We start from the raw sequence: 25,432 nt of genomic DNA, 5'->3' as shown, positions 1-25,432 counted from the left end.
TGTAAGTGGCCTTGGATGTGCTGGTCGGGTTTTGACCAGTGCATCCAAGGTCCTTACACGCAGGTTTCTGGCCCTGCGAACGCGTTTAGGAAAGCAGCAAGGATCTTGTTCATCCTAACATGCTCCCCGCCACCACCGCTTTTTCCCCGCATATTCCCAACAAGGAGGAATTCAACTATGGCAAACTTTAACGATCCGTTTTTCAATCATGACATGGACGATGTATTCAATCAGATGCTTCAAGGAATGGGTAAAGGCGAGTCAGCCCGTTATGTGGTGAATGGCCACGAAATGACGCCGGATGAATTTGCGCAGTATCGTGCGACCGGCCAGCTGCCAAAGCAAGGCGATGAAATCCCGGTTGAAACGACTGGCGAACAAGCCGTCAAGAAAGGCGGTATTCTTGAAAAGCTTGGCCGCAACCTGACGCAAGAAGCCAAGGATGGTCTGCTTGATCCGGTGATTGGCCGTGATCACGAAATTCAGGAAACTGCCGAAATTTTGAGTCGGCGGACGAAGAATAATCCAATTTTGGTCGGTGACGCCGGTGTCGGCAAGACCGCGGTGGTTGAAGGCTTGGCACAAGCGATTGTGAAGGGCAATGTACCTGAATCAATTAAAGACAAGCAGATTTGGTCGATTGATCTGTCGAATCTGGAAGCAGGCACGCAATATCGTGGCAGCTTTGAAGAAAAGATTCAGAATCTGATCAAAGAAGTGAAAGCTGCTGGCAATGTGATTCTGTTCTTTGATGAAATCCATCAAATTCTTGGCGCCGGTGCAACTGGTGGCGAAGAGTCTGGCGGTAAGGGGCTCGCGGATATTATCAAGCCGGCTTTGTCGCGTGGTGAAATCACTGTGATCGGTGCGACGACGCAGGATGAATATCGCAATACCATTATGAAGGACAGCGCCTTGGCACGTCGGTTTAACGATGTCACGATCAATGAACCGAGTGCTGCCGACACAGTCAAGATTCTGGAAGGCGTCAAGAAGCTTTACGAACAGCATCATCACGTTCAGTTACCGGAAAATGTTTTGAAGGCGGCGGTGGATTACAGTATTCAATATATTCCACAGCGCTCCTTGCCGGATAAAGCAATTGACCTCATTGATATGACCGCGGCACACTTAGCCAGCAAGCATCCGATTGTTGACAAGGTGGAACTGGAAAAGCAAATCAAGGATCTCAACGCGCAAAAGGATGCAGCGGCAAAAGCTGAAGATTTTGAAAAAGCTGCCAACCTTAAGAAGGAGATTGCCGACAAGCAACATCAGCTTGAAGGAACGAACAACGAGAAGCCTGTCGTCGCAACCCCGAATGATGTCGCTGCAGCTGTTGAACGTTTGACTGGCATTCCGGTTTCCAAGCTGGGTGCATCCGATATTGAACGGCTGAAAGGCATTGGTAAGCGCCTGAAGGGTAAGGTAATTGGCCAAGACGAAGCCGTTGATATGGTTGCCCGCGCTATTCGCCGGAACCGGGCTGGCTTTGATGAAGGTAACCGCCCAATTGGCAGCTTCCTGTTTGTTGGACCAACCGGTGTCGGGAAGACTGAATTAGCTAAGCAGTTGGCGTTAGATCTTTTCGGCAGTAAAGATGCGATCATCCGGTTAGATATGTCCGAATATAGCGATCGTACAGCGGTATCCAAACTGATTGGCACCAGCGCAGGCTATGTTGGCTACAATGACAACAAGAACACGCTGACAGAGCAAGTACGGCGCAATCCTTATTCCATCGTCTTACTCGATGAAATCGAAAAGGCTGATCCACAAGTCTTGACGCTGTTGCTGCAAGTCTTAGACGATGGTCGGTTAACAGATGGCCAAGGTAATGTCGTTGACTTTAAGAATACCGTCATCATTGCCACTTCCAATGCTGGGTTTGGCAATGAAGCATTAACTGGCGAGAAGGAGAAGGACGAAGATTTGATGAAACGGTTGGCGCCTTACTTCCGTCCTGAATTTCTGAACCGGTTTAACGGGATTGTTGAATTCAGTCACTTAACCAAGAATGATTTGGGTAAGATCGTTGACTTGATGCTTGAAGACGTCAACAAGACTTTGGCGAAGAAAGGCATCACGCTCACCGTGACGGATGCAGCCAAAGATTGGTTGATTGCCCAAGGTTACGATGAAGCGATGGGTGCACGACCATTACGGCGGGTCATTGAACGCAACATCCGCGATAAGGTTACCGACTTCTACCTGGATCACCTGAAGGCTAAGAAGTTACAGGCTGACTTGATTGATGGTGCGATTATCGTCAGTGAAGTGCAACCAGCAAGCGACAAGCCAAAGAAAGAAGCTAGCGGTGCGAAGTAATGCGCACAGCGGCCGTCAAGCGAAAAAAATCGTTTGGCGGCCGCTTTTTTTGCTTTGAAAAAGTAGTATAATAAAATTTGAAATAAATTGCGCCCGTCTGTTTTGCCCACAACTTTTAGAACGATCAGCATGAAGGCTTATTAAAAGACAATTTATCGCCAGTATTTTATATGTCAGATTATGGTGAAAATATTTGAATATTAGTAATCGAAAATTAATTTTTCAAAAATTGTTATTGAAAGCGGTATAAGCTTGTGCTAAATTTAAAGAGAACCAACCGCTGATATGAAACTGATGTATCAGATTTTATGCTAAAAATTCACAAACTTATATTGACTTAATTTGGCTGTAAATGCTGTTATTTATTGTTGGTGAGACTTAAGCTTTATAATAACCGTTCATCACTTAACTGCTAGATGTGCTTTGGCCTGATATTGATGAGTCATAACCAGAGTGGTCACTGTGTAAACGCTTATTTATTGTCATATGAGTCTCGTTGTGTTAAGTTATCATTAAGATAATAAAAAAGTGTCTTGGGTGAATCAATATAAGCCGGTGAATGTTGTTAGCAACGAGCATGTGGGTGGTATTAGCTAGGAAACGATAGAAATATACTGTTGTTTCTGCGAGGGGTGATTGGATGATTAAGTTGTATACGTCGGGTTCTTCGAAATCAAGTCGAGAGGCTCGGGCATGGTTAGAAGCCAATGGGTTGCCATTTCAGGAAATTTCGTTGTCAAAGCAAGGTATCAGCAAGGAGCAGATTCTTGAGCTCTTGGCGCGGTCGGAGGATGGCGTTGATAGTTTAGTCTCGCGCCGATCTAAGGCATTTCAGGCACTTGACATTGATTTCGATGCGCTATCACTAAAGCAGGCGGTTGATTTGTTGGCAGAAAAACCGGCTATCCTGCGCCGTCCGATCATTGTGGATGAACGCCGACTGTTGTTTGGGTTTAATCAAGACTCTGTCCGGGTCTTTTTACCACGTGAAGTCCGGCGGCAAAAGCTTTGGACGGCTTTGTTAAATACATCGAGTGTGTGAAGTGTGCCAACCAGCGTCACATGCGGTGCTTGACCACCATTAACGATACAGAATATCGTTAATGGTGGTTTTTTTAGTGGTATGAATAACAGTCAATAAGGAATCTTGGTTGGTATAGTTTTTAGCCTGTTATGGCAGAAAGGCAGCGCCAACTTGTGCGTCCATCAAGTTGCAAAGCACGCTGAGGGTTAGCAGATATTTATAATTTTCTTGGAAAATGTTGAAACCGTATACAAAGACTGAAATTATGCTATCATATTGCCATGAGTCAAAAATTGGTCTATGCGAAAGGGAGCTGCATCATGGATTTGTACAGTGAATTGACGGCCAAGTATCAAACGGTTCCGGCCATTGCCACCGAGATTATCAACCTGGAGGCAATTTTAAACCTGCCTAAGCCGACTGAGGCATTTATGAGTGATATTCACGGGGAATATAATGCGTTTCAGCATGTTCTGCGCAATGGCAGCGGTAATGTGAAGAGCAAGATCCGTTCATGTTTTCGGGATGAGATGACCGAGACGACTTTGCAGCGGTTTGCTTTTTTGGTGTATTACCCGTCGGAACGGTTGGCTGCGATTCATCAGGAATTGCAAGGGGATGATTTGCAGCAGTGGTATCTGACCACTTTTCGCCGGTTGATTCGCTTGCTGGCGTTTACCGCGACTAAATATACGCGTTCGAAAGTGCGTAAGGCGATGGCGCCGGAGTTTGTTTATATTACCGAAGAGCTACTGTATAACGATGCGGACACGCCTGATAAGCTGGCTTATTATTGGCAGATTATTCGTAACTTGATTGTTTTGGAGCAGGCCGATGAGTGGATTGAGGCGACGTGTCGGACGATTCAGCGGCTGACGGTCGATCATTTTCACATTGTGGGCGATATTTATGATCGGGGACCGGCGCCAGATCAGGTAGTCGAGAGTTTGATCAAGCGTGATCAGCGGCATTCGGTGGATATTCAGTGGGGCAATCATGATATTTTATGGATCGGTGGTGCAGCTGGTTCGGCACTATGCATTGCCAATCTGGTTCGGATTTCAGCCCGGTATAACAATCTAAGCATTCTTGAAGATGTTTATGGGATTAATTTGCGCCATTTAGCACGCTTGGCGGAACAATATTATCAGGATAATCCGGCCTTTTCGCCTAAAATGGGGCGCTCGGATCGACCAATTACCGAGGCGGAACGGTTACAAATCACCCAGATTCATCAGGCAATTGCCATGATTCAGTTCAAACTTGAAGGCCCGGCCATCAAGCGGCGTCCGGAATTTGAAATGGATCATCGGTTGCTGCTGGATAAGTTAGCTGCGGATTTTTCCACGATTCAGCTGAACGGGCATACTTATCCCATCACCAATGGCTGTTTTGCGACGGTTGACCCGGCTGATCCTTATCGACTTTTGGAGGAGGAGCAAGAGGTTATTGATTCCTTAGTCGAGTCCTTCACTCATTCGGAAAAGTTGCATCGCCATATGGACTTTTTGATGGATCGCGGCAGTATGTATCTGCGGTATAATCGCAATTTGCTGTTACACGGGTGCGTGCCGGTTGATGAAGATGGCAATTTCATTGGTTTAACGATTGAAGGCACGACTTATACAGGCCGGCAGTTGTTTGACATGCTGGAAGCCAATTTGCGCCTCGCTTACAGTCAGCCCACGGAAAAGGCGGATTTGGCGACTGACCTGTTGTGGTATCTGTGGACCGGTCCGAATTCACCCCTTTTTGGCAAGCACGACATGACCACATTTGAGCGGTACTTTATCAAGGATCCGGCGACCCATGCAGAAGGCCGTAATGCTTATTATCACCTGCGCAAGGATCCTGATTTCATCAAAAAGATTCTGCGTGAGTTTGTGCTTGATCCGGAAGTCGGTCACGTGATTAATGGTCATACGCCGGTTAAAAAAGGAACCGATCCAATCATGGCGAATAACAAAATGATTGTCATTGACGGCGGATTTTCAAAGCCTTACCAAAAAACAACCGGGATTGGCGGGTATACCCTGCTGGATAATTCTTATGGCATGCAGCTGGTCACCCATCAGCCGTTTACGACCAAGGCCGATGCGATTGCCAATTTAACTGACATTATTTCCACTCGCCGCGTTGTTGAAACCGAAGCCCGGCGCCGTACCGTGGCAGAAACCGATATTGGCACCGCGCTGCAGGCTGAGGTGGAGGTGTTAAAACGACGCCTTGCTGAGTTACGAAATGGTGACTAACCACGGTTTTAAAATGAGCGTTGTTTGTCAGCAAGCATTTTATCCCGTATAGTTATTAACATAATAAGTTAGAAACATGGATAACCATAGAAAGGGTGGCTTGATGCAAAAAACGATGCGACATCCGGTGCTGAAATGGCTGTGGATCATGGCGGCGCTTGCGCTTATTGCGGTGAGTATCAATATGTTTTACGCCCCGCATGCAGTGGCTGCTGGTGGCGCAACCGGGATCGCGATTCTGGTTCAGGAAGTGGCCGGGATTCAAGTTGGCTTAACCACCATGGCTGTTAATCTGCTGATGCTAGGGCTAGCATGGTTTTTCCTCGATCGCAGCACCTTAAAACGCATTCTTTTTGGCAGTTTCATGCTGCCATTACTTTTGTGGATCACGCCTGAGATTAACCTTGTGACCGATCGGCTATTGGCCATTATTGTCGGGAGTGTGGTATTTGCTTTTGGGGTCGGCTTGCTTTACCAAATGGATGCTTCCAGCGGTGGAACGACGGTACCGCCGCTAATTTTCAAGAAATATTTTGGTTTGAAGCCGTCTGTTATGTTACTGATCACGGATGTCATCGTTTCGCTCTTCAATATTCCGGTGTCAGGTGTTGAGGCCTTCATTCTTGCTGTATTTGCACTCACGATCACGAGTCTGGTCATGAATTATGTCGAAACCGGCTTTGACCGTAAAAAAGCCGTTTACATCATGAGCGATCAGCTGGATATGTTGAAACAGCGGATTCGTGACGAAACGCCACACGGGTTAACGGTACAACCGGTTGTCGGCGGCTTTTCAGATGAAAACAGGGAGATGTTGATGGTCGTCGTTGAGCAAAGTGATTTCCGGCGCCTGATTGAACTGATTCATGGTATTGATCCCGATGCCTTTATTCTGACCGTAGCCGCGACTGAAGTTCATGGCGGTAGTATTTGAGTTGCTAATCGGTTTTTCGAATTTTTAAAGATTAAACATCATGATAAATTGCTCAGTGACGATATTTGTTCACTGGGCGTTTTTTTGTTGAAATGACGGGGATAAACGAGCTGAGTAAGGCCTAAAAATAACAATATTTATAAAACACCGCAAACCAACTTTTAAAAAGATTTCTTTGATAATTTGGCCTTAAAAAACCAAAACCGCTTATTATCAAGTATTATCCTGATTATAAATAACAAAAGTGACTTTTTAAAAGTAAGCATATTTGTTTACCTACTTCATTAAATTGTGCATAATCTAAATCAAGAGATGGCCATCTCGAAGTTAATAGTGTGGTAAGTCATTTTGCAATATGGACTGGGGGAGTCTATATGTTTCGCAGAAGTCTGATCACTTTCGCTCTTGTATTGGGCGGGCTGTTTGGTACGACCACAGTCAGTCATACAATTCAGAGCCGAGACTTGGCCGGATTGCGCACCAGCACAAGGGAGAAAGCTAATGATGTAAGCACATCGAGCGATTTACTCAGAGCAACCGCTGCGGTGACGCCAGAAAAAGTTCAGGCGGCAGCGCATCCTAGTTGGAGTGTTCGCTCAGGTCAAGCAGTCGTTAAATCGTCTGACCCGGCATCATCCGGCCAGACAAAAGTAAGTCAACCAAGTGCTGTTAGCGCGTCGGCAACCAATCAGACCGGTTCATCAACAAGTTCCGCTGCGTCAGCTTCAAATGCGTCAGCCGGAACCGCAACCGCTGGCACATCGACCGCGCAATTTACCGTTGCGGCGGCACCGGCTAAAACCGCGTCGGCCGCCACGAATCAAACGGCAAACCAACCAACCGCTCAGCCGCAAGCACAACCGGCGAAACCGGCAGCGGCATATGCGAGTCGGGTATTAATGTTTGCCGGGGTCACCGTTCCGTACATTATTGGTAATGAAAGTATGGACGCCGCGCCAATAAACGGTGCCGCAACTTGGGGCGGTCAGGCAAATTACAGCAACGTCAGCGGGCAGAATACGCACTTTATCGGGCATAATCCCGGTGCGTTTGCTGCGATGCTTTCGCTTGGTATCGGTTCGCCAATTACGGTGACCGATGCCGCCGGAAGTCCGCGCACGTATCACGTTTATCGGTTAGTTCAGGTTTCGCCTGAAGCCGTTACAGCTGACGGTCAGGATCTTTGGAACGAAATTACCGGTACAGGTGGTGGTCAGCGCATTACGCTCCAGACTTGTGTTGGTGATTATTGGCGCTTAATTGCCTTTGCTCGCTAACAGGTGTGAATCGAAATTGTCAGTTTGTTTGGATGAGTTTTAGAAGAAAGATCGCGATATCCATGGCAATACAAAAGCAGCTGCCAGCGCATGAAGATGCGTTGACAGCTGCTTTTAATTTGCAGTTTGAAATCGGTGCGTGACGTTTGCTTTAATCAACGGGTACATTGACAATCCAGCCGTCTGGTGCAGGGACGTCGCCAAACTGAATACCCGTGAGTTCGTTATAAATCGCCTGAGTATGTGGGCCGACCTCGGTTTCGGAATAGAAGACATGTTCGTGATCGTTGTATGTGATGCTGGCGATAGGCGTAATGACCGCTGCAGTTCCGCACGCGCCTGCTTCACCAAACTGATCTAAATCGGTGATGGCAATCTTGGTTTCTTCGGTTTTCATGCCGAAGCGATCATGTGCCAACGCCAAGATTGAGTATTTGGTAATACTTGGCAGAATCGAAGGGGATTTCGGTGTTTTAAGGGTTTTACCGTCCTTAGAGATACCGAAAAAGTTAGCTGAACCCACTTCTTCAATATATTTATGTTCGATCGGGTCAAGGTAAATCGCATCGCCATAACCATGTTCGTGGGCAAACTTTCCGGCTTGTAGCGAGGCCGCATAGTTACCACCGACTTTAGCCTGACCGGTGCCGTAGTGAGCAGCACGGTCATGTTGATCGGCCACCACAAACTTGGTTGGCACCATGCCGCCTTTAAAGTAAGGACCAACCGGCATCGCGAAAACATCAAAGATATATTCTTTGGCGGGGGCAACGCCAATATTAGGGCCAACGCCGATTAACATGGGACGTAAGTATAAAGTTGCGCCGGTGCCATATGGCGGTACGTATTCATGGTTAGCGGCAACGACTTGTTTGACCGCCTCAATGAAGCGATCTTCAGGAAACGGTGGCATTAAAAGTTTTTCTGCTGAGTTGTGCAGACGGTGGGCATTTTGATCCGGACGAAAAAGCTGAATGGCTCCTGATTTGGTGCGATAAGCCTTGAGTCCTTCAAAAGCACCTTGCCCATAATGTAAAATTGGCGAACCTTCATTCAAAGTTAAATTGGGATCGCTTGATAAGGTGCCGTCATCCCAAGCGCCGTCTTTCCAGTGGGCAACATACCGATAAGGCAGTTGCATGTAATCAAATCCTAGATTGTTCCAATCAATATCGACGCTCATCGTCATCCCTCCAGTGGTTGGTTGCAATTGCCAAAACACAAACTTGCCTAGTACCGGAATCGGTTTAGTCTAACATTGTGTTTTCATTAAATAATATAGCTCTTATGTTAGATTATTCTCACAAATAACTCAACCGGAAAAATTGTATTTACTGTTAATATTTTCGGAAAGCGGTTACAATTAACGGCGAGGAGGATTATATTCCTCTTGGAAGTAAGGGTGGTCAGATTTAAAAAAAGTGATCCGGTGAGCGTTTCTTGAGCCTTTTCATGGTTGTGCTGTTACACTTGTGGCGGAAGGAAATATTCGTGATGCTTGAACCACATGCAACGAGTCGGATGATGTGATTGGGGGAGTGATCATGATCCAAGGATTAAAAGATTGGTTATACCTCTTCAACTCAGGGCAGGATTTTCAAAGTTACAATCGGTTTGGTGCCCATGAAGTTTCACCTGGCAAATGGTCGTTTCTCGTCTGGGCGCCACATGCACAACAGATTAAAGTTGTCGGCGATTTTAACGATTGGCGCGGCAGTCCGCTGACCCGGCAAGGAGAAACCGGCTGTTGGTACGGCGAACTCGCAGCCAAGAAAGGACAGTTGTATAAGTACCAGGTGGTCAGTCCGGATGGGGCCACACATGAAAAGATTGATCCATATGGGTTTGGATTTGAACGTAAGCCAGGCAGCGCTGCCCGACTGGTTGATATTCCGCGAATCAAATGGCATGACGGTTCGTGGCTAAGCAAGCGTAGTAAGTGGCGACCGTATGATGAACCCTTGGCAATTTATGAAGTACACTTAGGTTCTTTTATCCGCGATACACATGCCGGTCCGGATGGCGGGTATATGACCTATCAGGATGCGATTGATAAGCTGATTCCTTACGTCAAGGAACTGGGTTATACCCATATTGAGTTTCTGCCGTTGATGGAGCACCCGCTTGACGCTTCATGGGGCTATCAGCTGATGGGCTACTTTGCCCCGACAAGCCGGTTTGGCGACCCGGCAGATTTTCTGAGATTGGTGGATGCCGCTCACGTCGCCGGGCTGGGCATCATCATGGATTGGGTGCCAGGGCATTTCATTAAGAATACCGATATGCTCGCTCAATTCGATGGTACCCCGACGTTTGAATACACCGATCCGCACCGCGCCGAAAATGTTCGCTGGGGAACCTGGAATTTTGATTTAGGCAAAGCACAAGTGCAAAGCTTTCTGATTTCCAGCGCGATGTACTGGCTTGATCATTGTCATCTTGATGGGCTGCGCGTTGATGCGGTCTCGAATATGCTGTACATGGATTATGACGCCGGCAAAGAAAATGATCGCAATCGGTTTGGCGGCCGCGATAATCTTGAGGGCATTGCCTTTTTGAAGCAGCTGAATACGAAGGTGTTTGCCAAGCATCCGGATGTCTTGATGATGGCCGAGGAAAGTTCAGCCTATCCTAAGGTGTCCGCGCCGATTAATACCGGTGGCCTAGGGTTCAATTACAAATGGAACATGGGCTGGATGAACGATACGCTGAAGTTCTTTGAAGAAGATCCGGTTTATCGCCACAGTGATATGAATTTATTGACGTTTTCATTTATGTATATGTATAACGAACAATTCGTTTTGCCATTTTCCCACGATGAAGTCGTTCACGGGAAGAAGAGCCTGATGCACAAGATGCCGGGCGATCGGTACAACCAGTTTGCCAATCTACGCACCATGTACGTGTGGCAAATGACGTTTCCGGGGAAAAAGCTATTATTCATGGGCAGTGAGTGGGGTCAATTCCTTGAATGGCGTGACTGGAGCGAGCTTGAGTGGGTTGATTTGAAAGACCCGATGAACCATAAAATGCAAACTTTTACGAAAACGCTGAATCATATCTATACAAACCGACCGAGTCTGTGGCAACAGGATCATGAACCACTTGGCACTAAGATCACAATGGCGGATGAACCGGATGTCATGAGTTACATCCGTTATGGCAAGCAAAAAGATGACTTCACGGTGGTCGCGTTAAATTTTGTCCCGGTGCAAAAAGACCACTTCCGCGTGCCAGTCCCAAGCTTGGGCACGTACACGATTCTTTTGAATACGGAAAACCTTGACTTTGGCGGTACCTGGACCAAATGGCAGGCGACTTTAACCGCCCGACTAGGTGATCATTACGGCGAGCCGGCTTGGTTAGATGTGATTTTGCCAGCAATGGGCGCGTTACTAATTGTTCCCAAAAAACTGCAGCCGTTGCCTAAAAAGTTGGCGACTGAGCACCACCAGCGGCCAGCCGCACTTTCCGGAAAGCAGCCGCCACTGGCAATTTCAAATCAGGAACGACCGGCCATCAGTCATCAACGCGACTGGGGGACGGCGCCTGCCCGAACGCAACCGGTGAAAAAAGACCTGATTGTTAAGAAGCATAAGAAGAAGTGAGGGGGGAAGGCGCAAGTTGCGCCGTCATCATGAGTACTGAAATGTTAGGTATCATTCTCGCTGGGGGTCAAGGCACACGGTTGGGTAAACTAACCAAAACCACTGCCAAGCCCTCGGTACCTTTTGGAGGTCGCTATCGGATTATTGATTTCACCTTAAGTAACTTGGCTAATTCAGGGGTGAATACGGCAGGTGTCATTACCCAGTATCAACCGCTTGAATTGAATCGGCATATTCAAAACGGGGCGAGCTGGGGACTCAACGAGCGTGGTGCCGGGGTTACGATTCTGCAACCATACGCGTCAAGTGAAGGCGAAAAGTTCTTTGAAGGTACCGCGCATGCGATTTATCAAAATATTGCGTATATCGATTCTTATAATCCGCAATATCTACTGATTCTATCCGGTGATCATATTTACAAAATGGATTATCAGGCCATGTTGGATTACCACAAGGCCAAAAAAGCCTCGTTGACCGTGGCGGTTATGCCGGTTGCCAAAGATGAAGCCAAGCGGTTTGGGATTATGAACACCGATGACACGGATCGGATTATTGAATTTGAAGAAAAGCCGGCTAAGCCTAAGAGCAACTTGGCTTCAATGGGGATTTACATTTTCAACTGGCCAACCCTTAAACAGTATTTGACTGAAAGCTATGCAACCGATGGGGCGATGGAAGACTTCGGGCACGATGTCATCCCAGCCTACCTGACCCATAACGAAGCCAGCTATGCGTATGCGTTCCGTGGTTATTGGAAAGATGTCGGGACGATTCAGAGTCTGTGGGAAGCCAACATGGAATTCTTGAATCCGAATAATCCATTGAACATCGGCAATCGCAATTGGCGGATTTTCAGCCAGAATGAAGCTTTGCCGCCAATGTTTTTAACCAAGACCGCCAAAGTGTCAGGCTCCATGATTGTGGATGGCTGCTATGTTGCCGGTGCCATTGAACACAGTATCCTGAGCCAGAATGTCAAGATTGGCGAAGGTTCCGTGATCAAAGACAGCATGATCATGCCAAACGCCGTGATCGGCAAGAATGTCACTGTGGATCATGCCATTGTTGGCGAAAATGCGATCATTGGGGATAACGGTAAGGTGATCGGCAAACCGGACGAAATTAGTGTTGTTGGTTATGGGGAAGTTCTAGGAAGGACTGAAAAAGAATGAGAAAAGGCGATTTAGCAGCAATCATTGATCTGAATGAAAAAGATGACCAAATTCAGCCATTGACAGCAGCCCGCCCGATTGGAACGCTGCCATTTGCTGGGCGTTATCGTCTCATTGATTTTCCGCTGTCGTCATTGGATCATGCAAATGTACGCAGTGTGGCGATTTTCCTGCCCAAGTCGGGTCGTAGTGTCACGGATCATATCCGCAGCGGCTCAACCTGGAATATGGACCAGATAACAGGTGGTGTTTTCACGTATCCGTACATGGCTGGCCGCGATTATGAAGATCCGCAGCTGCGGGCACGGTATTTTGACGATTATCTTCAGTTTCTGCGTAAAAGCAGCGCTCAATATACCATTATCATGGGAACCCAAAATGTCGCCAATGTCGATATTGATGCGATTGTGGCCTACCATCAAGCTGGTGAAAGTCCGGTAACGGCGGTGTATAAGAATCTGCCGGAAGCTGCCATGCAACCGGAAGATCTGACTTTGGATATGACCGAATTGGGAACCGCAAGCTCGGTTGTTCCGGCCGCGGAGAATCGGGGACACCTTAAAGAAGGCAAGATTCCGGCGTTCATGGATATTTACCTGATCGGCACGATTGACTTGATCGATTTGCTCACCGATGCTTCGGAAGCGCCGACTTTTAAACGTCTGCCACAGATTATGCGGGAAGCGGTTTTGCAAAACAATGCCAACGCGTTTGAATATACCGGCTTTTTGGCCAAACTCAATACGATCAAGCGTTACTTTGACGCCAACATGAGCATGTTAGAAGACCAAAACTACCAAGCTTTGTTATATAGTGCTAACTCGATTTAAACCAAGAACAAGAACGAAATCCCGACATTTTTCTCAACCGAATCCCATGTTGCCAACAGTTTGTTAGGGACCGGTGATTTTATTGAAGGGGAAGTCAATCACTCGATTCTTTTCCGGAATGTGCATATTCATCGCGATGCCTTGGTGGATCACAGTATTGTGATGCAAGGCACCAAGATCGGGACCGGTTCCAGCGTGAAATACGCAATTTTAGACAAAGGTGTTATCATTGGACCGAATCTGGCTTTGGAAGGCACACCGGAAGAACCATTAGTGTTTGCCAAGAATCAGAAAGTTTTTCAACCAGATGGCCAGGGGGTGACGGCCCGTGCTTAAAGTACTTTTTACCGCAGCCGAAAGCGCGCCGTTTTATAAAACCGGGGGCTTAGGCGATGTCACCTATGCATTGCCTAAAGCCATTAAGAAACAAGGCGTTGACATTCGGGTGGCAATTCCTTTTTACGAACGCAAATTTCCAGCGAAGTATTTGCCTAAAGTCAAAAATCTGACTCATTTTACGATTGAAATAGGCGGACAGCCGGTTTATGTCGGCCTTAAAACGATTAAGCTAGGCGATGTCACCTATTATCTGATTGATAACCGACAATATTTTGACCGGGACGGCTTATACGGTTATTGGGATGACGGCGGCCGGTTTGGCTTTTTCCAAATGGCCGTGATTGAAATGCTGCAGGTGATTGAGTGGATTCCCGATATCATTCATGCCAATGACTGGCACACAGCGTTCATTCCGGTGCTATTGAAGGAAAAGTATGGCTGGATTCAACCTTATCAAGCGATTAAAACGCAGCTAACCATCCATAATCTGCAATTTCAAGGATGGTTTCCGCCGTCGATTCTGGACACGGTGTTTGGTATCGGACGGCAAAGCTTTAATGATGACGGCTTTGCCCAGGACGGCTCGGTGAACTGGCTAAAAGGCGGGATTAACTTTGCTGATCTGGTTTCGACTGTTAGCCCCAGTTATGCTCAGGAGATTCAATCACCGGCATTTGGCGAGCATTTGGATGGCACTTTACGCAAACAAAGTGGTAAATTAGTCGGGATCTTGAACGGCATTGATGATGAAGTCTATAATCCGGCAACCGACCCGCATTTGACGTATAACTACAGTGCCAAGGATTTAAAAGGCAAAGCGAAAGACAAACGCGTTTTGCAAGAAGAAATGCATCTGCCAAAACGTTCGGATCCGCTTTTTGCGATGGTGAGTCGGCTGACCCGGCAAAAAGGGGCCGATTTGCTCGTTGATGCCTTGGAAAACTTCCTGGTTCAAAATAACGTCCAGGTCGTAATCCTCGGTACCGGCGATCGCGACTTGGAAGAGGATCTTCTGTCGTTGCAAGATCGCTTCCCAGGGCAATTGGCGGTTCGAATTGATTTTGATGAAGCGTTGGCGCAACGGATTTATGCCGGTGCCGATTACTTCATGATGCCAAGCGCGTTTGAGCCAAGCGGATTGGCGCAGATGATGGCGATGCGTTATGGTACGTTGCCGATTGTGCATGAAACCGGTGGCCTGCGTGATTCTGTCACGCCATACAATGCCGAAACCGGCGCTGGTACCGGTTTTAGTTTCTGGGATTACAATGCCGGCGTGTTGGCCAAGATTCTGTGCATGGCGAAGCACGTTTATTCCGATGAGCCAAAAGTTTATGCCCGTCTGCAACAACAGGCTATGGCGATGGACTTTGATTGGCATCATTCGGCGGCGGCTTACTTGAAGGGGTATAATCGCATCCTAGGTAAAGCATGAGTGTCATCGCGAGGTCATGTCGAATGAAAGTCACAGCCGACAAGACGGCATTTCGTCTTAGCTGCGGATCGGACATTCGATGAGACCTCGTTGTTCATGTTCGCCAAAATGGTTGCGATGGTTTAATTTTGATGAGGTGTATATTTGATGGCATTAACAAAGGAACAATTCATCGCAGACTTTAAAGACATGGCCTTGAAAATGTATGCGGCACCGCTTGAAGACCTATCTTCACAACAGCTTTATCAGGCATTGGCCTTGTTGACGCGGACATACATTGCCCAACCTTGGGCTGACACCAAGAAGCGGTATGATCAAGAAGAGACCAAACAGGTTTATTACTTTTCAATCGAGTTTTTACCTGGTCGGCTGTTGCAGTCTAATTTGCTGAATCTGGGTATTTTGGATGCGGTCGAGGCAGGGTTACATGCCTTGGAGTTGCATCCGCAGAAGATTTTTGATGCCGAAGCTGATCCTGGGTTAGGCAATGGTGGACTTGGACGATTAGCGTCAGCGTTCATGGATGCGATGGCCAGTGTGGGGATGGCCGGCAACGGTAATGGCATTCGCTATCAATATGGGTTATTTAAACAAGCCTTTGTTAACGGTTATCAAGTTGAACTGCCAGATGATTGGATGCGCAATGGGTTCCCATGGGAGACGCGCAAGGAAAATCGGGCGGTCACGATTAAATTCGGCGGCTGGGTGGAATTAAAACCAAGTCGCAGCGGTAATTTGCGGGTGATCTATCACCAAACTGACGATGTACTAGCCGTGCCTTATGATGTTGCCATGGTCGGGTATCACAATGGCGTCGTGAACAATCTGCGGCTATGGTCCGCTGAAGCGCCGATTAATGCCGGCTCGCGGTTTACCTTGGAACAAAAAGAACGCATCAATCAAATCACCCAGATCTTGTATCCGGATGACTCTGACAATGCCGGAAAAGAATTGCGGTTGCGCCAAGAGTATTTCTTTACCAGTGCCGGGATTCAGAGCATTGTTCGTCATTACCGGCGGACGCATAACAGTATGGCAGGGTTTGCCGATCGGGTTGCGATTCATATTAACGACACCCACCCGGCGATGGCGATTCCTGAGTTGATGCGGGTTTTGATGGATGATGAACATGTCAGTTGGAACGAGGCATGGCGGATTACATTAAAGGTTATGAGTTACACCAACCATACGTTGCTATCCGAAGCACTTGAAGTCTGGCCGATTGATATGTTCAGCGGTCTGTTGCCGCGGATTTATCAAATCGTTCAGGAAATCGATCGGCGCTTCCGTCTGGCTTTTGTTCCGCAGTTTGGGCAAGCCATGATTGATCGCATTGCTCCTTTAGGTAACGGGCAGGTACGGATGGCTTACTTAGCAACCATTGGCTCTCACGCGATCAACGGCGTGGCCCCGATCCATAGTGAGTTATTGAAAAAAGATGTTTTGCACGACCTGTTCCAGATTTTTCCGGAGCGGTTCAATAATAAGACCAATGGCATTACCCCACGGCGCTGGATTCAAATCGGCGACCGTCCGCTGGCGCACTTACTGGATAAAAAAATTGGCACTACCTGGCGGAAAAATCCGTTGGCATTGCGGAAGTTACATGATTTCAGCGATGATCCGCACTTTTTGTCCGACCTGAATGCCGCTAAAGCCGAAAATAAACGGGCATTGGCTAAGTACATTGATCAAACCGTGCACGTTAAGGTTGACCCGGATGCTATTTTCGATGTGCAGATTAAACGGCTGCATGCTTATAAACGCCAGCTCTTACATGTATTAGGAATTTTAGATGCCTATTTAGCGCTTAAAAGCGGTGAAAAACGACCGAAACGCCTGCATATTTTCGGAGCCAAGGCCGCACCCAGTTATGTTTATGCCAAAGAGATCATCAAGGTTATGAATGCGGTAGCGGATATGGTGAACGGTGATCCGGAAGTCAGCCCTTATTTGCAAGTCGTTTTCTTACCTAACTACGGTGTGACGATGGCTGAAAAGATCATCCCTGCTGCTGATATCTCCGAGCAGATCTCCACAGCCGGTAAAGAGGCCAGTGGCACCAGTAACATGAAGCTCATGAGTGCCGGCGCGTTAACCTTAGCAACTCTGGATGGGGCCAACATCGAGATTAAAAATGCGGTGGGCGATGATAACATTGAAATTTTCGGCTTAACCGAAGATGAGATTGCCGGTTATTATCAGCGCGGTGATTACCGGGCCCGCGACTTTTATGAAAAGGATCCGCGCTTGCATGCGGTGTTGGATATGCTGGTTAATGGCCAGATTCCGGGAATTGAAACGGAAGGCCGCGATATCTTCAATTCCTTGCTGACGTATAACGATGAATATTTTGTGTTAGCTGACTTTGAAAGTTACTTAGCCGCTAATGCCAAGCTGGATGCCTTGTATCAACAGCCGCAAGCCTGGGCGAAGAAAGCGTTGGTAAACATTGCAGAAAGTGGGCGCTTTTCCGCAGACTTTACGGTTCAGCGCTATGGTCGCGACATTTGGCATGTGGTCCCGCAAACGCCAGAAGATGATGGCTCAGGCAACTGATGCGTTACATGGAGGAAAAAGATGTTTCAATTTGATTCATTCACCGATCGGCAGCCTTTTGGGGCAGTTCGGAAGGCAACAACGATTCATTTCACGGCTAAAGCTGACGGTGCGGTGACGCAAGCCTCACTGATTATCATGCCGGATGGGCGCGGGGATCAAACCGAGACATTGCCAATGACCAAAAGCCCGAATGGTTATACGGTGAGTTTTGCCCCGCAGACGGCTGGTTTATGGTTTTACCATTTTGAACTGCAAACCGATGAAGGCCGCCAACGCTTTGGTGCGGTTGATGGCGGTTTTGGCGGGATCGGGCAAGTTTATCCGGAAAATGCCGATGTGAACAGTTATCAGCTGACCGTGGTCAATGAGTTTGACCCAGTGCCGGAATGGTATCGGCATGCGCGGTTTTACCATATTTTCGTGGACCGGTTTAATAACGGGAATGCGGATGGCCACGTCAACGCACCGAAAGCCAATTCTTTTATCTATGGGCGCCAGTCGGATCGGCCAATGTATATTCGCGGTACCAATGGCGAAGTGTTGCGCTGGGATTTTTATGGTGGTAACTTAACCGGCATTCAGCAAAAATTGCCGCTGTTAGCTGCACGGGGGATTAATGCGCTTTATCTGAGCCCGATTTTTCAGGCGCGCAGCAATCACCGCTATGATACCGGTGATTATTATGCGATTGATGAAGTGTTAGGTACATTGCATGATTTCAAGCAGTTTCTGGCGGCGGCTCATCAGCTGGGGATGCATGTGATTCTGGATGGTGTGTTCAATCATGTCGGTGCCGACAGCCGGTATTTCAATGCCGTGAACGAATATGACGATGTTGGTGCGGCGAACAGTCTGGATTCACCATACGCATCGTGGTTTTCGTTTAAAAGATTTCCTGATGACTATAACAGCTGGTGGGGGGTTAAAGACCTCCCGGCGATTAATAAAGACAATCAGGATTTTCACAATTTTATTGCCGCTAAAAAAGATTCGGTGATCAGTTATTGGACCGATCTGGGCGTGGATGGCTGGCGTTTGGATGTCGCCGATGAGCTGACTGACGACTTTATTCATCAAATTCGGACGACATTGGATCAGTTTCCTGACCGGGTTTTGATCGGTGAGGTTTGGGAAGATGCATCGAATAAGCAGGCTTATGGCAAACGCCGCCAGTATTTTGAAGGTGGCGAGCTGAACGCCGTGATGAATTACCCGTTGCGGTCGATGTTGATTGATTTTGTCAACGGTCAACTCAGCGCGGCCGGTTTTGTCCGCCAGTTAATGACGCTCAAGGAAAACTATCCGCCCAATGCGTTTGCGTTTAATTTTAATAACATTGGCACGCATGATACGGCGCGAATCTTGACCGTGTTGAATGGTGATCGGCGTAAGTTACAATTGATTGTGTCACTTCTTTATTGGCTGCCGGGGGTACCTTGTCTTTATTATGGCGACGAGGCAGGATTAACCGGCGGCAAGGATCCGGACAACCGCGCCTTTTATCCATGGGGGCACGAAGATCAAGCCATTTTGGATATGTATCAGATTGCGTTACAGACGCGGATCGATCAACCAGCTTTAGCAGCCGATGCGGCATTTTTCCCGTTCACGTTTGAAGACAGCCTCGGTTTTGTCCGGCAAAACGAGGCCCAGACGTTGGTCGTCTTGGCCAACCCCACCTGCTCGCCTCAGGTTTTACAAGACCCGAATGCCAAGCTTGTTCCGGCTAATCTGCGGTCACTTTTGCCAATGGGAACCATGGTGCCGCCTGGAAGCGTGATTTGGCAAGCTATCTAAAAAGTCGGGATTGTAGCTATAGGTAGCTGTTAGAGGTGCTAAATTAGAGATCGCAAAAAGCAGCAACCAAAAAATGGCTGCTGCTTTTTGAGTCGCCAGGTAAAACAGCTGGTCTACATTGTCACCGCAAGCGTTTCGCGTAATCCGCTAGTTTGATAAACGCGGGTGTCTTTGGTGACAAAAATCGCTTCCTGACCTTCTGCTTCGATTGCATCGTAACCAGCCGGGACGCCAGCGTAGAAACCGACTGAAGATAACACGTCACCGATAAGACCATTATCGGCAATGACAGTGATGCTGGCCATGTTCGACTCGACCGGATAACCGGTATTAGGATCGATGAGGTGGTGGTATTCTTTGCCGGCAATCTCTGAATGGCGTTCAAAAATGCCGGTTGTCACAACGGCTTTTGGCTCGGTTGTCAGCGTTGCAATGCTGCGCTGGCCGGGATGGCGGGGATCCGCGATTGGCCACTGCCACAAAGGAATGCCACTGGCCGCTTTACCAACGAGGCGCTGGTTGCCACCTAAGTCAATCAAGCCGCCTTCAACCCCGGTTTTATCCCATAAATCATAGACTTGATCGACAATAAATCCTTTGGCAATTCCGCCAAGATCCAAAACCATTCCTTCTTTAGGTAAAAAGACGGTTTGATTTTCCGAATCAAGCTCGACTAGATTCGGGTCGGTTAAAGCTAGGGCTGCATTAACTTCATTGGCGGATGGAACGCGCGCATCGGCAAAGCCAATTCGCCATAACTTGACGATCGGGCCGATTAACGCGTTGTAGCCTAGACCACGTTTGCTCCAGGCTACTGCTTGGGCGATGAGATTAAACACCGGTCGTACCGGAATGTGGACCGGTGTTTTACCGGCCTGGGCATTAATCATGGTTAGCAACGATTCGTCATCATAAAGCGATAGCAAATGCGCATAAGCCTGAATCATACTGACACTTTGATTAAGTAATTCGTTGGCACCATCGGCATAAACGGTTAACGTATTGTCCGCACCTAAGCCGTGAAAGGTTGTTGTCGTTGTCATATTGCACCTCCAAGTAGTCATTGATTATCCTAATGCATAGTATGAACGGTTTGCATATTTGTTGCAATCGTTATGATTTCAGGTATTATTCGTTGTGAATGTCAATTGATTCACCGCGTGTGCTCAGCGCAATTCATGAGGAGGCCAACTATGGCGGCATATAGTTCAGCACAACAGGAAGCATTAAAAGAATTCAAGCAGGATATCGGCCACTTAAATGCCTTATCCAATTCAAGTCGGCAAAAGCTGATTATGATTCTCGGTGCAGCCGATAATCACGTAGGCGTTAGTGTTAATGATCTGGCTGATGCAATCGGATTATCGCAGCCAGCTACCTCGCATCATCTCAAACACTTGAAAGATATTGGGATGGTCGGATCCCGCCGTGAAGGCAATATGGTTTATTATTATTTAACCTTAAACGATACAATTGCCCGGCTTGAGCGGTTAACTAACGCCTTGAAGCGCCAGATCGCCCAAGCGTGACAAAAGTCTTATTGTTCAGCGTGAACCATGGCTAATGCAAATAACAGGTTATTCCTATGTAAAAGTTTTGTAAGAAAGCGCTTGATGCCGTTAAAAAGCGTGTTTAAACGATGATTAAGATCAATTTTGCTTTATAATAGCCTCTAACGACTTTTCTGACGAGGGGGAATTAGTATGGATGCTGGTCGCAATATTTTAAAAGATGAACAACGCCGATTTGCCCGTCTGAAAAGTGCCCAGCATGCAGCGGCGTTGAATCTGGTCGTTTATGGTGGTTTAACAGTGGCCGAATTGTGGATCGCGCAATTAGCACATTCCAGGGCATTGGCGGCAGATGGCTTGAATAATCTGACAGGTGTGGCTTCGGCGCTTATCTTATTATGGGGGCTGCAAGTTTCCCAGCAACGACCAGACAGTGAGCATCGATTTGGACACTGGCGATTTCAAACGATTGCAACCTTGTTTTCAGGTCTGATTATGTTAGTCGTTGGACTGGACGTGGTGCTTGATGGCTACCACGGGTTGCAGGCATGGTACCAAGGTAAAGTGCAAGTGCCCGGTGTTTTGGCGGTTTATGTGAGCCTGGCTGCGGGGGTGGCCATGGCGAGTGTTTCGTTGATGAATCATATTCGCGCTAAGCAACTGGACAGCAGCGTATTACGGACAGCGTCTAAAGACAGTTTTTCCGATGCTGCGACTAGCGGTGGGACTTTACTGGCCATTCTAGGTGCGAAGGCTGGGTGGCTGTGGCTGGATGGCGGCGCAGCGATTGCGGTCGGCCTTTTGATTTTATATGCCGCTTGGACAATTCTACGTGATGCCATTTTTGAATTGACAGATGGGTTTGACACCAAGAAAATTGCGGCTTATCGGCAAACGATTACGCAGGTTCCGGGAGTTCTCGGGGTTCAAAGCATTGAAGCGCGTTATGCCGGCGATGCGGTGTTGCTGACGATCGGCATTCGGGTGGATCCGACAATGACCGTGGCGGATTCTTATGAATTAGGCGAACGAGTCGAACGCAAATTGATGGATGCGTACGATATTCTGGATGCCGATGTTAAAACTTATCCGGCCGATTTACCACCGGAAGATGCGCCGCAAGATCCGTAAGATTGCGGTGGGTTTTCCGAAACGAGGCTTTTGGGAATTAGCGCGCGGTTTTCGTGGATGAGTTTAACGACTGCCTCTGTACAAATAGCGTGCATGTGTTAAAATTTGACCTATAAAATTTACCAGCTGAGTCGCAGTAGTGTTATCTAGGTAGGCATTCAGAAAAACGGTGGTTGCTGCAAACCGTTCCGCCTGATAGCACGAATTACAGCTCAATGAATTCTGGCCGCGGGTCATGCCGATATCCATGAGAGTGATGCAAAGCATAATTTGGGTGGTACCGCGGTGAAAGTCGTCCCTGATCTTAGTTGATCAGGGACGACTTTTTTCGTAATTAGGTACATTTTGGCTCGAGGCTAACGTGCTGATCATGCTAGCCATATCGTAATGAGGAGGATTTTTCTAATGACAGAAACACAGCGAGGACAGATTTTAGATGAATTAAAATGGCGGGGGGCGCTGAATCAGCTGACCGATGAAGCCGGGCTGCGCAAGTTAACCGAAGAAAAGGCGGTTAGCGTATACTGTGGTACCGACCCAACTGGCGATTCTCTGCATGTCGGCCATCTGATTCCTTTCATGATTCTCAAGCGCTTCCAATTAATGGGACATCGACCGGTCATTTTAATCGGTGGCGGAACCGGTTCGATTGGGGATCCATCTGGCCGCAACTCGGAAAGGGTCTTGCAGACAATGGAGACCATTGCGACGAACAAGAAGAAATTGACGGCGCAGATGGAGAATCTGTTTGGAACCGACGATTTTCGAATTGTGGACAATTACGATTGGCTTTCCAAAATTTCCATGCTCGACTTTTTACGGGATTACGGCAAGTTGTTCTCGGTGAATAACATGCTGAATAAGGAAGTCGTGGCAAGTCGGCTTGAGACTGGCATTTCTTACACTGAATTCACCTACCAGATTTTACAGTCGGTTGATTTCCTCCATTTGTTTAAGCATGAAGATGTGCAGCTGCAAATCGGTGGGGCGGATCAGTGGGGGAACATCACGGCCGGCATTGATTTGATTCACCGACTTGAGGGACCTGACGCCCGTGCTTACGGCTTGACCAATCCGCTGATGTTGAAAGCGGATGGTACTAAGTTCGGTAAATCGGCTGGCGGAGCGGTTTGGCTGGATCCGGAAAAGACGTCACCATACGAGTTCTACCAGTTCTGGTTTAATCAAGACGATGCGGATGTCGAAAAATTCCTCAAGTTCTTCACGTTCCTATCTCGTGATGAAATTGCCGAGTTGGTCGAGGCCACTAAGACGCATCCGGAAAAACGTGCAGCTCAGCGCGAATTAGCCCGCGCCGTTACCAAGTTTGTTCATGGACAAAAAGCAGTCGATCAAGCCGAAAGCATCAGTGCGGCACTTTTCTCAGGCGATGTTGCGGATTTAAGTGCTGATGATATTAAGCAAGGCTTTAAGCAATTTCCAACGGTTGAAGCGCCGCAAACGGCAGAGAATATTGTGACCTGGTTGGTAGACACTACCAAGATCGAACCAAGTCGGCGGCAGGCCCGGGAAGATATTCAAAACGGTGCGATCACCATCAATGGCACCCGTCAACGCGACTTGGATTTTGAAGTTGATCCAAGCACGCATTTTGATGGTCAATATGTCATCGTCCGGCGCGGAAAGAAGCGGTACTTCCTAGTTAAAATCAAGTAATTCGGTTACGGTGAGACGATGAATGAAGCTAGGTAGCGAGTCGCGGCTAGTTTCAATCCGGTTAGCATTAAATGACAAAATAAGCAGGAAGTCAGGAGTAAAGAGCCGCTTTTATTCCTGACTTTTTTAAATTTAAAAACGTAAATATAACTTAGAAATAAAATGGTTATTAAAATGATCATAAAGTGCTGCTGAAGTAATCGCAAAAGTATTCTGATGGTAACCACCCTGTAACGAGTTTGTAACAGTTCAGTGTTAGTGTGAACCTTGTGAACAAAATGAGAGCAGGAGTGGCGATAAAATGAGATTAAAGCAATTGGTTACGGGTGCCATCACGGTTGCAACATTAGCCGGTGTTGGGGTTTCGGGTTTCGCGGCAACAACCGTTCATGCGGCAGACGACAAAGCGAGCCTGCAAGCGCAAAATGACGATTTGTTGAAACAGGTTCAGGCTGCCAACGAAAAAAGCGCCAAACTGAACAACGAGGTTTCCAATAAGGTTCTGGCGATTCAGGATGCCGAAGCCAAGATCAAGGACAGTCAGGCCAAGATCGCTGATTTCGCATCACAACTGACAAAAGCCAATCAGGAAGTCAGCAAGCGTAAGAGCAACTTGAAAGATCAGCTGATCTCTCTGCAAAAGCGTGCCGGCGACTCGGTTACTGGCAATGTCTATTTTGACTTTATTTTGAATTCCGACAGTCTGACGGATCTTGTCGGCCGGTCATTGACAGTTAGCAAGTTGAGTCAAGCGAGCGCTGAAGCTTTGCAAGCCGTTAAAGATTCCGAAGCCAAGGTTAAAAACCTGAAAGCCGCTCAGGAAGCTAACCAAAAGAACCTGGTTGCAACCAAGAGCCAGCTTGAAAGTGATAAAGCCAAGATTGATGGCTTAAAGGCGGATGCTGATAAGGCAGCTGCCGATGCTCAACAAACGATTGATGCTAACAAAGAAAAGCTGGCAGCCATGGCCGCTGATGAAGCTGCCAAAGCTGAGGCGGCTCAAAAAGCAGTGACAGCCGTTGCTAGTTCCACCGCTAGCGCATCAAGCACTTCTGCTTCCTCTAGCACAACCGCTTCTTCAAATAGTCTCGGCTCTAGTAAAGCTGCATCTTCTCAGGCTCCCGCTTCAGCTGGAAGCAGCACAGTTTCCGTTTCCGGTGGCAGCATCGCCGGTAACGCCGCTAAATACCTCGGCGTACCGTATGTTTACGCCGGCACATCACCTGCTGGGTTTGACTGCTCAGGCTTAATCTATTACGCAGCTAAAGAAGCCGGAATTAGCCTGCCACGTACCTCTCAGGCGCAAAGCACACTTGGCTCATATGTTTCGGTTTCCGATCTCCAGGCTGGCGACTTGGTCTTCTGGGGTAGCGTTGGTAATGCTTATCACGTTGGCGTTTATATCGGTAACGGCCAGTACATCCACGCACCGGAGCCAGGACAAAACGTTACGGTTCAAAGTGTTGCTTACTTTGCAGCAAGCTTTGGCCGTCGTCTCTAATTTATCGTTCACATCCTGCAAATAGTAACTAAAAGATCGGTCATGGTGACCGGT

The 25,432-nt window shown here is 47.7% G+C and carries 16 protein-coding genes and 1 pseudogene; 15 read left to right on the top strand and 2 right to left on the bottom strand.

Features of this window, described 5'->3' with window-relative positions:
* The first annotated feature begins 177 nt into the window (after positions 1-177).
* From EL173_RS10480 to EL173_RS10460, 5 genes are all read left to right on the top strand, one after another.
* Positions 178-2,328 (top strand): AAA family ATPase, encoded by a 2,151-nt coding sequence (locus EL173_RS10480; protein ID WP_005692814.1) that lies wholly within the window; start codon positions 178-180, stop codon positions 2,326-2,328.
* A 640-nt stretch (positions 2,329-2,968) separates the two neighbouring features.
* The gene (locus EL173_RS10475; protein WP_005697320.1) at positions 2,969-3,370 is read left to right on the top strand and encodes a Spx/MgsR family RNA polymerase-binding regulatory protein; all 402 of its coding nucleotides are present in this window, start codon (positions 2,969-2,971) and stop codon (positions 3,368-3,370) included.
* Positions 3,371-3,672: 302 nt separating this feature from the next.
* Positions 3,673-5,604 carry a fructose-1,6-bisphosphatase gene (locus EL173_RS10470; protein WP_019728303.1) on the top strand — a complete coding sequence of 644 codons (1,932 nt, stop codon included), beginning with the start codon at positions 3,673-3,675 and terminating at the stop codon, positions 5,602-5,604.
* A 103-nt stretch (positions 5,605-5,707) separates the two neighbouring features.
* Positions 5,708-6,538 carry a YitT family protein gene (locus tag EL173_RS10465; RefSeq protein WP_015764585.1) on the top strand — a complete coding sequence of 277 codons (831 nt, stop codon included), beginning with the start codon at positions 5,708-5,710 and terminating at the stop codon, positions 6,536-6,538.
* Positions 6,539-6,912: 374 nt separating this feature from the next.
* Positions 6,913-7,815: a sortase domain-containing protein gene (locus EL173_RS10460; RefSeq protein ID WP_015764584.1), complete on the top strand. Its 903-nt coding sequence runs from the start codon at positions 6,913-6,915 to the stop codon at positions 7,813-7,815.
* Positions 7,816-7,966: 151 nt separating this feature from the next.
* Here the strand turns inward: EL173_RS10460 and EL173_RS10455 are convergent, their stop codons facing one another.
* The gene (locus tag EL173_RS10455) at positions 7,967-8,998 is read right to left on the bottom strand and encodes a branched-chain amino acid aminotransferase (RefSeq protein WP_015764583.1); all 1,032 of its coding nucleotides are present in this window, start codon (positions 8,996-8,998) and stop codon (positions 7,967-7,969) included.
* Positions 8,999-9,359: 361 nt separating this feature from the next.
* Here EL173_RS10455 and glgB point away from each other — a divergent pair, with 361 nt between their 5' ends.
* The 6 genes and pseudogenes from glgB (at position 9,360) to EL173_RS10425 (ending at position 19,558) form a co-directional block, all read left to right on the top strand.
* Positions 9,360-11,423 (top strand): 1,4-alpha-glucan branching protein GlgB, encoded by a 2,064-nt coding sequence (glgB, locus tag EL173_RS10450; protein WP_015764582.1) that lies wholly within the window; start codon positions 9,360-9,362, stop codon positions 11,421-11,423.
* 29 nt (positions 11,424-11,452) lie between these two features.
* Entirely contained in the window at positions 11,453-12,595 is a 1,143-nt protein-coding gene (locus EL173_RS10445) for a glucose-1-phosphate adenylyltransferase (protein WP_005687169.1), read from the top strand.
* A pseudogene (gene glgD / locus EL173_RS10440) lies at positions 12,592-13,761 on the top strand (glucose-1-phosphate adenylyltransferase subunit GlgD). The gene EL173_RS10445 and the pseudogene glgD overlap by 4 nt, the downstream one beginning before the upstream one ends.
* Positions 13,754-15,199, top strand: coding sequence for a glycogen synthase GlgA (gene glgA, locus EL173_RS10435; protein WP_005692826.1), 1,446 nt, complete (start codon positions 13,754-13,756; stop codon positions 15,197-15,199). The pseudogene glgD and the gene glgA overlap by 8 nt, the downstream one beginning before the upstream one ends.
* A gap of 147 nt (positions 15,200-15,346) precedes the next feature.
* Positions 15,347-17,758, top strand: coding sequence for a glycogen/starch/alpha-glucan phosphorylase (locus tag EL173_RS10430; RefSeq protein WP_019728285.1), 2,412 nt, complete (start codon positions 15,347-15,349; stop codon positions 17,756-17,758).
* 21 nt (positions 17,759-17,779) lie between these two features.
* Positions 17,780-19,558 carry a glycoside hydrolase family 13 protein gene (locus EL173_RS10425; RefSeq protein ID WP_005692830.1) on the top strand — a complete coding sequence of 593 codons (1,779 nt, stop codon included), beginning with the start codon at positions 17,780-17,782 and terminating at the stop codon, positions 19,556-19,558.
* A 113-nt stretch (positions 19,559-19,671) separates the two neighbouring features.
* On the opposite strand, the gene EL173_RS10420 is transcribed toward EL173_RS10425, so the two are convergent.
* Positions 19,672-20,601: an FAD:protein FMN transferase gene (locus EL173_RS10420; protein ID WP_005692833.1), complete on the bottom strand. Its 930-nt coding sequence runs from the start codon at positions 20,599-20,601 to the stop codon at positions 19,672-19,674.
* A gap of 150 nt (positions 20,602-20,751) precedes the next feature.
* On the opposite strand from EL173_RS10420, the gene EL173_RS10415 reads away from it, so the two are divergent.
* The 4 genes from EL173_RS10415 to EL173_RS10400 all read left to right on the top strand — a co-directional run bounded on the left by EL173_RS10415 (position 20,752) and on the right by EL173_RS10400 (position 25,378).
* A complete protein-coding gene (locus EL173_RS10415; RefSeq protein WP_005687178.1) occupies positions 20,752-21,087 on the top strand; it encodes an ArsR/SmtB family transcription factor in 336 nt (111 codons plus the stop codon).
* Between the two features lie 174 nt (positions 21,088-21,261).
* The gene (locus EL173_RS10410) at positions 21,262-22,200 is read left to right on the top strand and encodes a cation diffusion facilitator family transporter (RefSeq protein WP_005692835.1); all 939 of its coding nucleotides are present in this window, start codon (positions 21,262-21,264) and stop codon (positions 22,198-22,200) included.
* 405 nt (positions 22,201-22,605) lie between these two features.
* Positions 22,606-23,877 carry a tyrosine--tRNA ligase gene (tyrS, locus tag EL173_RS10405; RefSeq protein ID WP_014571463.1) on the top strand — a complete coding sequence of 424 codons (1,272 nt, stop codon included), beginning with the start codon at positions 22,606-22,608 and terminating at the stop codon, positions 23,875-23,877.
* A gap of 301 nt (positions 23,878-24,178) precedes the next feature.
* Complete coding sequence (locus EL173_RS10400) at positions 24,179-25,378, top strand: C40 family peptidase (protein WP_019728284.1); 1,200 nt, start codon at positions 24,179-24,181, stop codon at positions 25,376-25,378.
* Positions 25,379-25,432 lie beyond the last annotated feature (54 nt).

The organism is Lacticaseibacillus rhamnosus (assembly GCF_900636965.1).
Classification (GTDB): Bacteria; Bacillota; Bacilli; order Lactobacillales; family Lactobacillaceae; genus Lacticaseibacillus; species Lacticaseibacillus rhamnosus.
The sequence above is the reverse complement of the archived record's forward strand: the minus strand, read 5'-3'. Positions and strand labels throughout refer to the sequence as shown.

Bases quoted from the DNA above. Each gene is read 5' to 3' on its own strand.
- EL173_RS10465 (WP_015764585.1), top strand. From the start codon at position 5,708: ATGCAAAAAACGATGCGACATCCGGTGCTGAAATGGCTGTGGATCATG.
- EL173_RS10425 (WP_005692830.1), top strand. From the start codon at position 17,780: ATGTTTCAATTTGATTCATTCACCGATCGGCAGCCTTTTGGGGCAGTT.
- EL173_RS10480 (WP_005692814.1), top strand. From the start codon at position 178: ATGGCAAACTTTAACGATCCGTTTTTCAATCATGACATGGACGATGTA.
- EL173_RS10460 (WP_015764584.1), top strand. From the start codon at position 6,913: ATGTTTCGCAGAAGTCTGATCACTTTCGCTCTTGTATTGGGCGGGCTG.
- EL173_RS10410 (WP_005692835.1), top strand. From the start codon at position 21,262: ATGGATGCTGGTCGCAATATTTTAAAAGATGAACAACGCCGATTTGCC.
- EL173_RS10430 (WP_019728285.1), top strand. From the start codon at position 15,347: ATGGCATTAACAAAGGAACAATTCATCGCAGACTTTAAAGACATGGCC.
- EL173_RS10470 (WP_019728303.1), top strand. From the start codon at position 3,673: ATGGATTTGTACAGTGAATTGACGGCCAAGTATCAAACGGTTCCGGCC.
- EL173_RS10455 (WP_015764583.1), bottom strand. From the start codon at position 8,998: ATGAGCGTCGATATTGATTGGAACAATCTAGGATTTGATTACATGCAA.
- EL173_RS10420 (WP_005692833.1), bottom strand. From the start codon at position 20,601: ATGACAACGACAACAACCTTTCACGGCTTAGGTGCGGACAATACGTTA.
- glgB (WP_015764582.1), top strand. From the start codon at position 9,360: ATGATCCAAGGATTAAAAGATTGGTTATACCTCTTCAACTCAGGGCAG.
- EL173_RS10445 (WP_005687169.1), top strand. From the start codon at position 11,453: ATGAGTACTGAAATGTTAGGTATCATTCTCGCTGGGGGTCAAGGCACA.
- EL173_RS10415 (WP_005687178.1), top strand. From the start codon at position 20,752: ATGGCGGCATATAGTTCAGCACAACAGGAAGCATTAAAAGAATTCAAG.
- tyrS (WP_014571463.1), top strand. From the start codon at position 22,606: ATGACAGAAACACAGCGAGGACAGATTTTAGATGAATTAAAATGGCGG.
- EL173_RS10475 (WP_005697320.1), top strand. From the start codon at position 2,969: ATGATTAAGTTGTATACGTCGGGTTCTTCGAAATCAAGTCGAGAGGCT.
- EL173_RS10400 (WP_019728284.1), top strand. From the start codon at position 24,179: ATGAGATTAAAGCAATTGGTTACGGGTGCCATCACGGTTGCAACATTA.